The 13,263-nt window shown below is 42.1% G+C and carries 13 protein-coding genes; 3 read left to right on the top strand and 10 right to left on the bottom strand.

Features of this window, described 5'->3' with window-relative positions; all coding sequences use genetic code 11:
* Positions 1 to 18: 18 nt before the first annotated feature.
* From J2T19_RS00295 to J2T19_RS00270, 6 genes are all read right to left on the bottom strand, one after another.
* Positions 19 to 900 (bottom strand): ABC transporter permease, encoded by an 882-nt coding sequence (locus J2T19_RS00295; RefSeq protein ID WP_370874784.1) that lies wholly within the window; start codon positions 898 to 900, stop codon positions 19 to 21.
* A gap of 47 nt (positions 901 to 947) precedes the next feature.
* Complete coding sequence (locus tag J2T19_RS00290; protein ID WP_145045630.1) at positions 948 to 1,880, bottom strand: ABC transporter permease; 933 nt, start codon at positions 1,878 to 1,880, stop codon at positions 948 to 950.
* A gap of 189 nt (positions 1,881 to 2,069) precedes the next feature.
* Positions 2,070 to 3,770, bottom strand: coding sequence for a peptide ABC transporter substrate-binding protein (locus J2T19_RS00285; protein ID WP_307211713.1), 1,701 nt, complete (start codon positions 3,768 to 3,770; stop codon positions 2,070 to 2,072).
* Between the two features lie 151 nt (positions 3,771 to 3,921).
* Positions 3,922 to 4,278 carry a DUF3397 domain-containing protein gene (locus J2T19_RS00280; RefSeq protein ID WP_307211710.1) on the bottom strand — a complete coding sequence of 119 codons (357 nt, stop codon included), beginning with the start codon at positions 4,276 to 4,278 and terminating at the stop codon, positions 3,922 to 3,924.
* A gap of 17 nt (positions 4,279 to 4,295) precedes the next feature.
* On the bottom strand, positions 4,296 to 5,264 hold the full coding sequence (locus J2T19_RS00275; RefSeq protein WP_307211707.1) for a ketopantoate reductase family protein: 969 nt from the start codon (positions 5,262 to 5,264) through the stop codon (positions 4,296 to 4,298).
* A 151-nt stretch (positions 5,265 to 5,415) separates the two neighbouring features.
* Entirely contained in the window at positions 5,416 to 6,066 is a 651-nt protein-coding gene (locus J2T19_RS00270) for an RsfA family transcriptional regulator (RefSeq protein WP_056696111.1), read from the bottom strand.
* 314 nt (positions 6,067 to 6,380) lie between these two features.
* On the opposite strand from J2T19_RS00270, the gene J2T19_RS00265 reads away from it, so the two are divergent.
* Positions 6,381 to 6,617, top strand: coding sequence for a DUF2626 family protein (locus J2T19_RS00265; RefSeq protein ID WP_307211704.1), 237 nt, complete (start codon positions 6,381 to 6,383; stop codon positions 6,615 to 6,617).
* Positions 6,618 to 6,818: 201 nt separating this feature from the next.
* Positions 6,819 to 7,898, top strand: coding sequence for a coiled-coil domain-containing protein (locus J2T19_RS00260; protein WP_307211701.1), 1,080 nt, complete (start codon positions 6,819 to 6,821; stop codon positions 7,896 to 7,898).
* Here J2T19_RS00260 and J2T19_RS00255 read toward each other — a convergent pair.
* Positions 7,890 to 9,176, bottom strand: a complete 1,287-nt coding sequence (locus tag J2T19_RS00255; RefSeq protein WP_307211698.1) for an ABC transporter substrate-binding protein — start codon at positions 9,174 to 9,176, stop codon at positions 7,890 to 7,892. The two genes, J2T19_RS00260 and J2T19_RS00255, sit on opposite strands and share 9 nt — an antisense overlap.
* Positions 9,177 to 9,408: 232 nt before the next feature.
* A complete protein-coding gene (locus J2T19_RS00250; protein WP_056696100.1) occupies positions 9,409 to 10,743 on the bottom strand; it encodes a PhoH family protein in 1,335 nt (444 codons plus the stop codon).
* 153 nt (positions 10,744 to 10,896) lie between these two features.
* Between J2T19_RS00250 and J2T19_RS00245 the strand changes: the two genes are divergently transcribed.
* A complete protein-coding gene (locus J2T19_RS00245) occupies positions 10,897 to 11,610 on the top strand; it encodes a YhcN/YlaJ family sporulation lipoprotein (protein WP_307211695.1) in 714 nt (237 codons plus the stop codon).
* Between the two features lie 7 nt (positions 11,611 to 11,617).
* On the opposite strand, the gene J2T19_RS00240 is transcribed toward J2T19_RS00245, so the two are convergent.
* Both J2T19_RS00240 and J2T19_RS00235 read right to left on the bottom strand, forming a co-directional pair.
* Positions 11,618 to 12,070 carry a PNPOx family protein gene (locus J2T19_RS00240; RefSeq protein ID WP_056696096.1) on the bottom strand — a complete coding sequence of 151 codons (453 nt, stop codon included), beginning with the start codon at positions 12,068 to 12,070 and terminating at the stop codon, positions 11,618 to 11,620.
* A gap of 99 nt (positions 12,071 to 12,169) precedes the next feature.
* Positions 12,170 to 13,225, bottom strand: coding sequence for an LCP family protein (locus tag J2T19_RS00235; protein ID WP_307211689.1), 1,056 nt, complete (start codon positions 13,223 to 13,225; stop codon positions 12,170 to 12,172).
* Positions 13,226 to 13,263: the final 38 nt, after the last annotated feature.

Genomic DNA, 13,263 nt, shown 5'->3' with positions numbered 1-13,263 from the left:
TATTCCCACCTCCTATTTCTATTTACGTAATTTCGGATCAAGTGCATCACGTAGACCATCACCGAGCAAGTTAAATGCTAGCATTGTGATAACCATCAAACCTGCTGGGAACCACATCCGCCATGGGAATAGTGTCCAACCTGTCAATGCATCATTGATCATTGAACCTAGTGAAGATCTCGGTGCAGAAACACCTAGTCCGAGGAAGCTCAAGAAAGCTTCAGCAAAGATTGCATTTGGAATAGACAACGTCAATGTTACCAGAATTGGACCGATTGCATTAGGCAACAAATGACGGAACAATTGACGAGTCGTGCTTGCCCCCATGGAACGTGCTGCGAGAATAAAGTCTCTGTTTTTGAGTTGCATAATCTCTCCACGGACAATCCATGACATACTGATCCAGCCCGTAATGGTGAGTGCAATGATAATGGTAGTCAAACTTGGCTCCAATACAACCAACAACAGGATTACTACCAGCATGTACGGCAAGGAATAAAGAATTTCGGAAAACTTGTTCATAATTCCATCTACACGTCCACCGTAGAAGCCCATGATTGCCCCATAAATAACACCGATAATAAGGTCAATCAAGGCTGCTGCCAAACCTACAGTAAGGGATACACGTGCGCCGACCCAAGTTCTTACCCAAACGTCACGACCAAGCTCGTCCGTTCCGAACCAGTGCTCCGCACTCGGTGCTGAGTTGGAATTCATCAGATCATTGGAATAATAGTTATACTGAGTAAACAACGAAGTTGGACCAATTATAGAGAAAATCACGACAAGAATTAAGATACCTAGACTAATCATTGCGGCTTTATTGGCTGCAAGTCTATACATAGCATCTTTAAAAAGAGATATGCTTTCTTGCGGCTTAACCGCTGCCTGACTGTTCAGGTCAGTGTTAGCCGTTTCATTTTTTTTATTGTTCGTGCCAGACAACGTTATGCCCCCTTCCGGCTTTCCAGCTTAATTCTAGGATCAATTAGCACGTAAGCAATATCTGTGAAGAAACGTGCTAACATCAGGAGAATACCGTAGAAGATCGTAATCCCCATGATCATTGTGTAATCACGGTTTGTGATACTTTCTACGAATACTTTACCAATACCACCAATGTTAAAGATTTGCTCAATTACGACAGAACCTGTAATGATATTCGCTGTCATTGGACCTACATAAGTTACGACCGGAAGAATACCGTTACGTACAACGTGTCTGAACATAATTGCAGGCCATTTCAGACCTTTAGCTTTTGCTGTTTTGATGTAATCAGCATGAAGAACTTCCAGCATGCTTGAGCGTGTCAAACGTGCGATAAAGGCAATCGGAGATGCAGATAGAGCTGCAACCGGGAGCACATAGTCGAGTGGTCCGTCGAAGCCCATTACGTTAAACCATCCGAGTTTGGATGCAAAAATGTATTGCAATAGGGACGCTAACAAGAAGCTTGGTACCGCGATCCCGATAACAGCAAGCACCATCGTGACATCATCAATGAGTTTACGGTGATATACTGCTGCGATCAGACCAAGCAGTACACCCACTATAACGGAGATAACAATTGCAAAGACACCCAGTTTAAGTGACGCTGTAAACGTTTGAGTAATCATGTCGGTTACTTCTTGGTTCAGGTATTTCATAGAAACCCCGAAATCCCCTTGAATAATTCCACCCATGTACTTCAAGTATTGAACAAACATAGGCTTGTCTAATCCATACTTCACTTCTAGTAGTGCCCGAATTTCAGGCGTTACTTTTTTCTCGGATGTAAAAGGGTCACCCGGAATGGCCTTCATTAGGAAGAAGGTTGCTGATGCGAGTATGAAAAGCGATAGCAGCATAAATAGCAGTTTTTTCAGCACGTACTTAACCAACCCTTGCACACCTCCAAAAACAATATTTTGTATACAAATCGATTGTAGAATTAGACAACAATAAAGTCCAATCCATTTATCGGAAATTTCAAGAATTATAAGGAAAATCAGTACACATACAAAAAAATCGGGATATATATGGAATTCCACATATATATCCCGAAGTAATCATATAGACTTCAGAACAACTTATTTCTCTTCCAGATATGCACGAGTGAAGTCAATTGCTCCACTGAAATCAAGTTGTACGCCTTTCAGGTAAGGCTTAGTCAAAGATACGTTAGTGTAGTAGTAGATTGGCATTACAGCCATTTCATCTTGAATCAAGATTTTTTCAGCGTCAGCGAAAGCAGCCATACGAGCAGCTGGTTCAGCAGATTTTACAGTGTCTTTTACATCTTTGTCATACTGAGCATTGCTGAACTTGGAGTCGTTGTTTGTGTTTCCAGTAGTCCACATTTCCAAGAAGTTGTACGGGTCATTATAGTCTGCAGACCAACCAGCACGAGCGACTTGGAAGTTTTGGTTTTGACGATTCTCAAGGAATACGCCCCACTCTTGGTTTTCAGTTTTCACATCAACACCAAGGTTTTTCTTCCACATATCAGCGATAGCCAAAGCGATTTTCGCATGGTTGTCACTTGTGTTGTAGATCAAAGTAACTGCAGGCAAAGTAGTGTAACCTTCTTCTTTCATACCTTCTTCAAGCAATTTTTTAGCTTCTTCTACATTTTCAGTGAAGTAGTCATCTTTATGCTCATCACGGAATTCGCCGTTTTCACCGCGGATACCTGGAGGTACGAAACCGAATGCTGGAATCTGTCCACCTTGTGTTACTTTGTCAACGATCGGTTGACGATCGATAGACATTGCAAAAGCTTTACGGATTTTAACGTTGTTAAATGGAGCTTCATTTACGTTAAATTGATAGTAGTACGTACTTGCAATACCAGTAGCTTTGAACTCATCTGGCAATTCTGCTTTCACAGAAGGAATTTGGTCAGTTGGAATTTCACCGTTAGGTGCACCTGTGTAATCCAATTGTCCGGATTTGTAAGCTTGCAGTTCAGAAGCACTGCTGCTTGTCAGGGACATATCAATTTGAGTCAATTTAATATCAGATGCTGCATGGTAGCCATCGTTTTTCTTAACTACGATTTTTTGACCTTTAGCGTACGTATCCATAGTGAATGGTCCGTTAACGATCATGTTTTTGTAATCTGTGAAGAATTTGTCATTTGTATCAGCAGACTGGTGTACTGGGTAGTACGTATAGAATGCTGTCAGACCCAAGAAGTAAGGTGTAGGATTTTCCAAAGTAACTTCAAGCGTATGCTCGTCTGTTGCTTTAACACCTACTTGTGCGAAGTCTGTAACTTTAGTACCTTCGAATGTTTCATCAGAGCTGCGGTTGTAACCTTCAGCGCCTTTGATGTAGTACAATTGGTAAGCGTAAGGAGAAGCAGTTTCTGGTTTCAATGCACGCTCCCAAGAACGAACAAAGTCTTCAGCAGTGATTGCATCACCGTTGCTCCATTTTGCTTCCGGGTTCAGGTTGAAGACATATTTCAAACCATCTTCAGAAACTTCCCATTTTGTAGCGACACCTGGTGCTTCTTTACCATCAGCATCGATGCGTACAAGACCTTCATACAAGAATTTCAGAACTGTGTTGGTTTGGCTGTCTTTTGCTTGAGCCGGGTCCAACGTAGGAGGTTCAGCTGTCAGGTTGATTTTCAGCACTTGATCTTTTGCAAGACCATTACTTTCGCTTGCAGAACCAGTATCGGTGTTGTTACTTGTGCCTTCATTTTTCGATCCGCACGCTGCAAGTACGGTACCGAACGCCAAGATCAGCGTCAAAAGGACTAATAGACTTTTCCTTTTCATCTAACACTTTCCCCCTAAATTGATGTGGTTTATGTTTATAGATTATACAACCACCGGTCAAAAAAATCTACATTACTTTTTCAGAAAGTAATGTTTTTTTCATTTTTCGACAAAATCGACACATTTTTTAAGCCTTTTGCGTTATGTAACCTCACATCTGTTTCATAAAATATCTAAATAGTCCAAATATAGTAAACAAAACATACCCAAAACTCATCATTACAAATGCCATACGCCAAACTGCCCGGAACATTCGTCCCCCATTCACTTTACCTTTTAGTCGATTTTGCGCCCCTCCTACCAATCCAAGTGCTATTAGTATGAAAATAAGCGTCAAAGAAAAACCGAAATTCGTCTCAAATGTTAAGTTGAATAACGCAGATACAGAGAAAATTAGAAATAGCGTTGTAACATCCATCGCTTTTCGAACCGCAACCCGTTTATCCTTTTTCCAAGCATACATAACCCAATATACAATAATGAAAGGAAAGAAGGGCAGTATACTCATCGTGATAAAAAAGCTCATCAATTCACTCCTTCCGGATGCATACCTTTGATTAAATGCAGCAACGTTTCATGCAACGGAGCAGTCAGTCCACACTGATGCGCCAAATGTACGACTTGCCCATTGATGGAATCAATCTCAGTACGACGTCCTTCCAGAACATCCGCAAGCATAGAAGAGGTATTTGAGGCTGTCGTCTGGCATACGTTCAACAGTTGTTCCCAAAGATCTGCATCCACCGTAATTCCGCTTGCTCTGTATACCGTGATTGCCTCATCATAAAGCTGGCGCATAATCGTGATGCGTTCTTTATTTAGAAGTAATTCGCCATTCGATATTCGCCAGACGGCCGTGAGTGGGTTAATGACTGCATTGATAATCAACTTCCTGTATATCAGCTTATCGATTTGATTCGACACTGTACAGTCAAATCCTGCCTGTTGTATAGTGTGCACCAAACTTATTAGTCCATTCTCTCCCGCTTGTCCTACATAACGCGGTGAAGCCTCCTCACTTTGACCAATCCAAGTCTGTCCTTCACCTGCACGGATTACCTCGGTACCTACTCTTTTGGCTCCTTCTGTAGTGATGGCATTGTATATAGTAGCTCTTCGCATAACTTCTTGTAATTTTGCCACATGGCCAATTCCATTTTGGAAACATATGAGATTGAGCGGTTCCTTACCTATAGACTTAATGTCATGGATAATATCATCCATTACCGTCTGCTTCACCATCAGAAGTAGCCAACTCCCAGGTGAATGTGCCCATGTCTCGGCCAACTCCTTAATGCAATGGGCCTGAATATCAGCTCCGCTTATGGTCAGCGCTTCTGCTTCATTAGGCTCTATCATTTGCAAACCAAGCTTCTTCATGTTGGATGCTTGGTCAGAAGTTCGAGTCCAATAACGTACCTGGTGGCCAGCAGCCTGTAGTTTGCTTCCGTACAATAATCCAAGTGATCCTGCGCCTATAATGTCAATAATCATATAACACTCTCCTCTCGCCATTCTCCATACCTTAGATTAGATCTATATATCATAGAACAAAACGATTAAACAAAAAACCCGTGCACGCTACCGTATCTAACGGAAATGTGACGGGTTCATTCCTATATCGAAGATTAAGCACGGATCTGTACTACTCAATTCGCTCCAAATTTCCGTTAGCATCCATTTTAAACCGTGTTTTGAGCTCTTCTTCTTCCTCTGACAAAAATGCAAGTCTTCTTGCACGATCCATAATCTGAATCAATGCCTTGTAATCGTCGTTCACTACACGGTAATCGGTTTGAACTTCATTCACTTGTTTCGATAAACGATCATTCTCACAACGAAGCTCATGAAGTTCGTCTTCCTTTTCTCGTAATTCTTTTTCAAGCATTTTAAGCTGACGTCCATTTTCTTGCACTGTCCCTCTCCATTGACGTAAGAAACGGATCACAGCATCGATGGAGAGAGTCTCTTCCAAGATTCCATCTGACTTATACAAGCTTTCTTCCGTTTCTAATGTAGAGAGTGCAGCCACTTGTGGCCCGAGCAATGCAGGTTGTTTTCTAAGATAACTACGTTTTTGGCGTTGTGCTTTGGCATTGCTGATCGCAGATTCATACTTTTTCCGCACAAAGCTGTTCCAGCGAAATCCGCAAGCGGCAGACGTTCTGCCAATTTTATCGCCTACTTCCTCAAATGCAGCGAGCTGCGTGCTTCCATCCCGAATATGACGTAATGTAACCTCAGCCAAAATCAAATCGTCCTCTGTACTCCAAGCATCCTGTCTCACTGCAGTCATGCTATAATACCCTCCTAACAACATCCTAAAATAACCGTTCACCTTACCGATCTCCCGGCTTGTGAATGAGGTATAAAAGCTGCTTCATTCATTCTTATGCCTCTCATAGAGTTCATAGAATTGATTTCATACTAAAATGTATTTCCACATTTAAGTGCACTCATACGTCACATGTGTAAAAGAAAGCATAATTGAGCCTTTCAGACCAAAAAAAAGAATTCGCTTTCATATCCAATTCTGTTTACACCTTTTTCCTTTCCCGGTATAATGTTGTGTAGACAATCTATGATCGTACATAGAGAGGAGGACTTACCGTGGCACGCATGTTTCGAGTACTCGGGTTCTTCACACTCACGATTGGCCTGATGGCTTTTGCAGGGAATTTGGTCGAGATGGCCTTGCTTTTTTTCTTGCAGACTGCGTTTTTCGTCATTTTGGGATACCTGAAATTCACCGAAAGAACGTACCTATTGCTCTTCTGGGGTTATATGATCGTTACCTTCACGGGGTTCAGTTACTGGACCGTATTCCAAATGGATTTGCCGCTCTAATCCGCCAACAGCAAAAAAGCGATCCAGTTTACTCCGGATTGCTTTTTTTGTCGTTTCAAAATTGATGATAACTCAGGTGATTGAAGTATGGTTTAACGCGTTATGTAACCACTAAGGATATTTCACAGGTTTGTTTCATATATTGTTTGAAAGAGAGAAGCCTGTACTATAGATATGACTAAGGAAAGGAGAATGATATTAGTGAAACGTCGGTATAACATCATTGCTCTACTCGTATCCATCCTACTTTTTGTCCAACTTACATCGACTTCCGTTTATGCCGAGCCCTCTCCTGAGGAAACCCGTGAGATATTGCAAAAAAGCTTGTCCATCGTTGAGATCGACCATGAGATTGAACGGATCACACAAAAACAGAATGAATTGGATCAGCAGCAAATTACGCTTACGAGTCAGCTTCAAGAGCAAAAGGAACAAATACATATTCAACAGGAACGGGCAGGTTCAGTTGTACGATCCTATTATACAGGCGAACGTGACAGCCTCCTCATGACCGTCCTTGGTGCCAGATCATTCAAAGATCTATTTATTCTTTATGATTACTATCAGATTATTATTGGCAGAGACCAGGCGGTATTGGATAAGTTTCAGGAGAGATATAGAAGCATACAGCAAACGTCAACTCGCATTGCTCAAACGAGCCAAGAGCTTGATGAACTAAAATCTAATTTGCAGAATCAACGGGAGCGTGTAATCACATTACAAAAAGAAGTGGATGGGCAGGTAGCAGCTAGCGGAAATGCAGATGCCATTCAGAAGCTAATGAACGAACTCACGATCTATTGGGAGAATATCGGCATATACGAGGTTAAACGGTATTTCAAAGCTTTGGCAGCAGCCATGCAAAATCTACCTGACTTTATTCAAAATCAGAATGGTGGAATTTCTACAACAGGAGCAACATACACGATTCGGATTGGACAGAATGAGCTTAATCAATTTTTGCGAGAGCAGAATCCTATTTTTAATGATTTTGCATTTCAATTTGAAAAAGATCGAATCACAGCATCAGGCAAACGTGATCAATTGGAGTTAAGCATTGAAGGTCATTACACGGTGGAGAACGAGCCTCAGAATTCCATTCGATTCCATGTTGATAAGCTGGTATTTAACCAATTGGAGCTGCCCGATACTACACGTCGGATGCTGGAAAAGGAATTCGATCTCGGGTTTTATCCACAGAAAATTCTTTCTTTTGTAAAAGCGACAGAGGTATCTACAAGTGAAGGAGTGCTCGAAGTGAAATTAGCTATTTCATTTTGATAAACCTCGTATTTCAACAATACTATTCATGTACTGGATCGCTGAGATCTGACCTTGGATAAATTGCTTTATCTTCTGCTGAACCTTTCCCGTTGGCACATACGTTATCTCAGTTTCGGAAGGTACAGCTTTTGTAGCCAATAAAGCTTTAATGTCCATTTTTCCAAAAAGAGAAGCCAATTTGCCAGACTGGACATTCATCTGATCTTGTTTAGCTGGCAAATAATGCGCTTGTTGGAACCATTCCAATTGCACAGCGGCGGAAGTCATGCCTTCAATCCATCGACTGGCTCCATCGGTCTCAGAAGAGCCGGTTGTAATGACAAAGCTTCGCGATTTTACTGGCAGCAGAGCTGTAAGCGCTATCTGGTTAGATAAATTTGTGGTGTCCTCCACTAATGTCTTATTCTCTTGTAGAAGTCTGGATAGTGACATGACCGTCATCGGGACTACATTTTGTTGAAAAGCCTCTGAAAACTCAGCATTCTCCGCGTCCAGTTGCAGGTATGGCTGAATCTGCTCTATTAACTGTAACTCCTGTTGGTATTCTCCCTCTAAAAGACTACCTTGTTTTCCATTCATCATATGGTCCATAGCAAGACCTGGCTCAAAATAATTCAACCACGCACTTGTTGCGTAGATATCATCGCTGTCCATCGATAACAGCTTCGTCCCCGCGTTATTCGCCTGCTGTATGAGCTTAATCCACTGCTCTTCCCGTTGTGGTAATGTATCTAAACCAGCTTTAGTAAGAAATGCAGAACGAGTTGCAAGCACGTAAGTATCAAAATCAAACGGCATTGCCCATTGGTAGCCATTCCATTCAGTCATTTCCCGCAAAGGAATGACAGTTTCTCCAAGTGACTTGGACAACGTAGTCCCATTTAAAGGATACAAGTATCCTCTTTTGGCATAATTCTGAATCTCAATACCATCTAGCAGAATAACATCTCCACTATCTCCAACCGCAAACTCAGATTCAAGCACACTCTCGAATGTGTCCTGCTCCATATTACGTAACTGAATTTCTACATTAGAGGAATCCGCAACTTGATTAGCAATCGTTTGAAAGATAAGAAACTCCTCAGGTGTCATGGAAACAACAATTTCCACAGGCGCATGTTGATCTTCTCCACGGGATGTTTGGTTTGGAAATGTATTACGATCCGGGTTACCCTCTTCACTTGATTGTGAGCCACCGAAGTCAAAGCTTGGAGAAAGTATAGTTAACGAAAGCAGCAACACTGCAAACAATACGATCTGATGTCTCCGCTTCATTACCTCTCCTCCTTGCTTCCTAATTATTTCCTGCGATGTCCATTGTAACAAATTCATAGGGCTCTTGTCCTACTCTGCCTAAAAACTGTTTTTCTAACTTTTGCATAAATTGAGCATATCGAATTCTGAACATTATGTGCTGCTCGGTTTTTTCGCAATAAAAAACCGGCTCTATTGAGCCGGTTATGCTAGAAACATTTTCCGGGAAATAAACCTACTGTATTCCTATGAATCACAACAAGTCTGCAGCTAATTGAGCAAGCTTGGATCGTTCTCCTTTTTCGAGCATAATGTGTCCACTGATTCCTTCTTGTTTGAATCTCTCTACAATGTATGTTAGACCATTACTCGCAGAATCCAGATAAGGGTGGTCAATCTGCTCAGGGTCGCCCATTAGAATGATTTTACTGCCTTCACCAACCCTTGATACAATCGTCTTCACTTCATGACGGGAAAGGTTCTGCGCTTCATCAATGATAATGAATTGTCCTGGGATGGAGCGTCCGCGGATATACGTGAGAGCTTCGACTTGAATACTGCCTAGACCCATTAGGATTTTATCAATATCCCCTGCTTTTTTGGTATCAAACAGAAACTCCAAGTTATCATAGATCGGTTGCATCCACGGGCGTAGCTTTTCTTCTTTTTCACCAGGTAGATAACCGATATCTTTTCCCATTGGAACTACAGGACGAGCAATCAATAGCTTTTTATATTTATGATCATCTTCTACTTTTAACAAACCTGCCGCAAGTGCCAGTAACGTTTTGCCTGTTCCTGCTTTTCCCGTTATCGTCACAAGAGGGATATCATCATTCAGCAGCAGTTCAAGAGCCATACGTTGTTGTGCGTTACGCGCACTAATTCCCCACACATTATCATTACTAAGGAAAAGTGGCTCAAGCTTGGTTCCTTCTGTATTTACCTTGAGCAACGCTGATTTATTCGTACCCATCTCATCTTTGAGAATGACAAATTCATTAGGATAGAGTGAATAGGATAGTTGCAATGGTTTGATCGGGAGAAAGCGGTAGGTGTAGAACTCATCAATAACGGATGGGTGCACCTTCAAGGCGGTATAACCCGGATACAGTTCACTCAGCCCTGCTGTCCGATCTGATAAGTAATCTTGTGTAACTAAACCAAGTACATCGGCTTTGATCCGAACAAGGACATCTTTACTGACCAGAACGACCTGTCGTTCTACGACCTCTTTTTCATTTTCTTCAATCTGATAATTCACAGCGACAGCCAAAATACGATTATCATTGGATACTTCACCAAACATCTCCTGTACCTTTACGAAACTGCGATGATTCAACTCAACCTTTAGGTTCCCTCCATTGGCAAGAGGCACACCACTATGCAGATGCCCTAATTCACGTAGTCCATCAAGCAGCCTTGATACGTTACGGGCATTGCGGCCTATTTCATCGGCATTTCTTTTCTTGGAGTCGATCTCCTCCAGTACAACCGCGGGAATGATTACCTCATGTTCCTCAAAGGCAAATATGGCATTGGGGTCATGCAGAAGCACGTTGGTATCCAATACAAAAATCTTTTTCATTCAATCCCCTCCAAAGCGGCGTCGTTAAAGGCATGGATAAGTGCGATCTTTCAGCAGCGGCATGGACAATCATGCTCCCATACATAAATGTATTCGACTAGGACAAAATAATTGTCAACCATTCTGAAAAACTCCAGGAAAGGATGAACATTTATGAAATTTGGGATATGCACGCTGCTTGTGATCTTTATACTTACAGGCTGTAACAGTACTTCGCATAACGCTTTGCAGAATGCCTCACAAGATCAGTACAAGATGCATCCAAGAAGTTATGGAGGTAATATTACAACTCAGCAAGATCAGCAGAGAGGATCTCATATGCTGGACGCACAAGATGATCCTAATAACCCTTCAGGACTGGAACAAATTCCTGAAAATACAGGTGAAGTCCATGATACAAACATCGTAGATGATGCACAAACAGGCCGGATGCCTAATGATCAACGAATTCATCACCTCAAAGCACTCGCTAAGCAAGTGGAAGGTGTGGAGGATGCCAATTGTGTCATTCTAGGTAATACTGCCGTAGTTGGTATCGATGTGGATGGCGAGCTTGAGCGTGCACGCGTTGGAACCATTAAATACGCTGTTGCCGAGGCTCTTCGTAAAGACCCCGAAGGTGTAGATTCTATTGTAACGGCAGATGCCGATGTCACTGAACGAATCAAAGAAATTGGTGAGCATATCCGTCAAGGACATCCGATCTCCGGCTTTGCCTCAGAGCTTGCTGATATGGTGGGACGAATCATACCGCAGCTGCCAAAAGATGTCCAGGTTCGACAAAATCCCGATGAACAAAATGAGCAGGAGCATCAAATGCAACAGCAGCAGCATTCTACAGACAAAAGACAACAAAAAGCCCAGTGATTTCTCACTAGGCTTTTTTCATCGCAGCAAACACCTGCTCATCTAATTTTTCAGCAGCACGCTGATCATATATTTTGACATATTGAGGCACAGAGGATAACTGAGCTCCATAAAACAACGCATTTCGCACAGCTTCGATTGAAATGTCGAAACAGCACATATTAAATGGAACATCCTGTAATGGATCTTGGCGTACCGAGGCACGACCGTTAATGGCATACACCATCTCTTCTCCAAATACAGTGACAGTTATTAATGGATTATGCATCATATTCTTCACGAGACGCGAACGATGATCCAGTGCAACACGAAGAGTCGAAGCATTCTCGGCATAAATCCAAGAAATCGCAGTAGATGTAGGGCCTCCGAATTCCAAATCAACGGTGTTCAGGAGGACAAATGTCTCATGTTTGAACTGTTGCAAAAGAGATTCAGTTAATTGTGTGACGGCTTCGGACATTCAACCAGCCCCCTAATCTTCTTTAGGCAAGACTTGCTTCACTGCTTAAGTCATTATAGCATACCGCTAAGCTCGCTTCCAATCCCCAAAGAATGAGAGTTATTCTGCTGCTGGAGACGCAATCACTTTACCGGATAACGTATCCTGCAGAGCTTGCTTCGCATTCGCTAGCTCCGTCTCGTTGATATATACATATGGACTTCTCCACTCACCTGTCACTGGAGTATAGTGTACATCCGATTTAGAGATATCCCAATACGTGGAAATGAAATTTTTCATTTGTTCTGATTCCACATCTGTGGTCATATTGTCATCCACTGCCCCAATAACCTTACCGATTTTGGTAACACCACCTAGTGACTTCATCTGATCTAACATGGAATTCAACACTTGATTTTGGCGTTTATTTCGGTCAAAATCGTTGGATTCTTGTGTTTTGGGATCACAGTTGGATTTACGGTAACGGACAAAATCAAGTGCTTCTTTCCCGTCCAAATGCTGAGGACCTGCTTTGAGATTAATATCCGTACCATCTGCTGTATCTCGGTAACACATATTTTTATCTACAGTCACATCTACCCCACCAACCGCATTAACCGCATCACGGAAAGCTTGGAAATTCAGTACGGTTGTGTAATTGATGTCCACACCAAGATACTTGCCCATCATTTCTTTCATCTGATCTTCCGCTTTTTTACCGGAGGTTTTCTCCTGTGCCTTAAATCTTGGATAATATGAGTTCAATTTATTTGATTTATATCCATCCAATACAATGCGTGTATCCCGTGGTAGTGACACAATCGTTGCTGTTTTGGTCTCCGGATTCATGGAAGCCACCATCACTACATCGGATAGGTAGGTTCCTGTCTCAGGACGATTATCCGTACCTAAAAGTAGCATCGTAATCGGTTTGGTTTTAGCCGACATCCCTGCAGGTACCGGTTTATCAATACCTGTATCAGCTACTTGATTGTACACCCAGTAGATGTATCCAGCCCCCACCAATATGCCGATGACGAACAAACTGAGTACAATCTTCGCAAATGCTCGCAACCCTTTTTTCTTTTTTTTAGGTTGACCCTTGCTATTCTTCGATCCAGAAGTACTGGATTTCGTCGGTGCCTGTCTCCGTGGAGGTAAGCCGTTCGAATTCATATCTTCAACACCTTTATCACATCTGTTTTTTTGTCTAA

It is taken from the genome of Paenibacillus tundrae, from assembly GCF_030812775.1.
Lineage (GTDB): Bacteria > Bacillota > Bacilli > Paenibacillales > Paenibacillaceae > Paenibacillus > Paenibacillus tundrae_A.
The sequence above is the reverse complement of the archived record's forward strand: the minus strand, read 5'-3'. Positions and strand labels throughout refer to the sequence as shown.

Coding starts and splice junctions, on each gene's coding strand:
- J2T19_RS00285 (WP_307211713.1), bottom strand. CDS start 3,770: ATGAAAAGGAAAAGTCTATTAGTCCTTTTGACGCTGATCTTGGCGTTC.
- J2T19_RS00280 (WP_307211710.1), bottom strand. CDS start 4,278: ATGAGTATACTGCCCTTCTTTCCTTTCATTATTGTATATTGGGTTATG.
- J2T19_RS00275 (WP_307211707.1), bottom strand. CDS start 5,264: ATGATTATTGACATTATAGGCGCAGGATCACTTGGATTATTGTACGGA.
- J2T19_RS00270 (WP_056696111.1), bottom strand. CDS start 6,066: ATGACTGCAGTGAGACAGGATGCTTGGAGTACAGAGGACGATTTGATT.
- J2T19_RS00255 (WP_307211698.1), bottom strand. CDS start 9,176: ATGAAGCGGAGACATCAGATCGTATTGTTTGCAGTGTTGCTGCTTTCG.
- J2T19_RS00250 (WP_056696100.1), bottom strand. CDS start 10,743: ATGAAAAAGATTTTTGTATTGGATACCAACGTGCTTCTGCATGACCCC.
- J2T19_RS00245 (WP_307211695.1), top strand. CDS start 10,897: ATGAAATTTGGGATATGCACGCTGCTTGTGATCTTTATACTTACAGGC.
- J2T19_RS00240 (WP_056696096.1), bottom strand. CDS start 12,070: ATGTCCGAAGCCGTCACACAATTAACTGAATCTCTTTTGCAACAGTTC.
- J2T19_RS00235 (WP_307211689.1), bottom strand. CDS start 13,225: ATGAATTCGAACGGCTTACCTCCACGGAGACAGGCACCGACGAAATCC.